General features: G+C 49.4%; 1 protein-coding gene. It reads right to left on the bottom strand.

What is annotated here, in order from left to right:
• On the bottom strand, positions 1–786 hold a 786-nt coding region (locus tag FDW95_RS09925), incomplete at both ends, for an integrase arm-type DNA-binding domain-containing protein (RefSeq protein ID WP_137363489.1).

Here is a 786-nt window from a genome sequence, read left to right as displayed (position 1 = left end):
GGAACGATATGCTCCTCTTTCATCTTCATGCCACGATACGAGTAACGCACGCCTTTAATTTCTTCTCGCTTTGCAGGTATACGCCAAAGAGATTTATCGAAGTCGAATTCATCCCAACGCGCAAAACGTAGCTCACTGGAACGCACAAAAGTCAGCAAAGAAAGCTCGACTGCGATCCGTGTCATCACACGGCCACGATATGCCGCAAGACGAGCTAGAAACTCAGGGAACCGGCTAGAGGGTAGCGCTGGATAGTGCCGCGCTTTGGTTGTCGATAACGCACCGGCCATATCACTGGCCGGGTTAGAATCGATGTAATCATTCTGTACGGCATAACGCATGATGCCCGTTACGCGCTGCTGAAGACGCTGAGCGACATCATGCTTACCACTAGCATCAACTTTTTTAATCGGGGCTAACAGGTGGCTGGTTTTGAGCTGGCGAATGTCGGAAGAACCGATATGAGGGAAAATATAAAGCTCAAGATAGCGCAGAACGCGCGATCGATGGTCTTCACTCCATCGCTTGTTACTAGCATGCCATTCACGAGCAATGGTTTCGAAAGTATATGCACCCGAATTCTCGGCCTGAGCTTCTTTCTGTTCGGCTTTTGGGTCAATGCCCAGCACTAACAGCTTTTTAGCTTCATCACGCTTTGCCCTTGCCTGAGCTAGTGTCACCGTAGGCCAAACACCAAAAGCGAGGCGATCCTCTTTTTTGTCTGAGGGGCGTCTGTATTTCATACGCCAGTATTTAGAACCCTTGGCCGAAACCTCGAGATATAAT

It is taken from the genome of Citrobacter sp. wls718 (assembly GCF_005280945.1).
Taxonomy (GTDB): domain Bacteria; phylum Pseudomonadota; class Gammaproteobacteria; order Enterobacterales; family Enterobacteriaceae; genus Citrobacter; species Citrobacter gillenii.
Note: the sequence above shows the minus strand (reverse complement) of the source record. Positions and strands in the feature narration are given on the sequence as shown.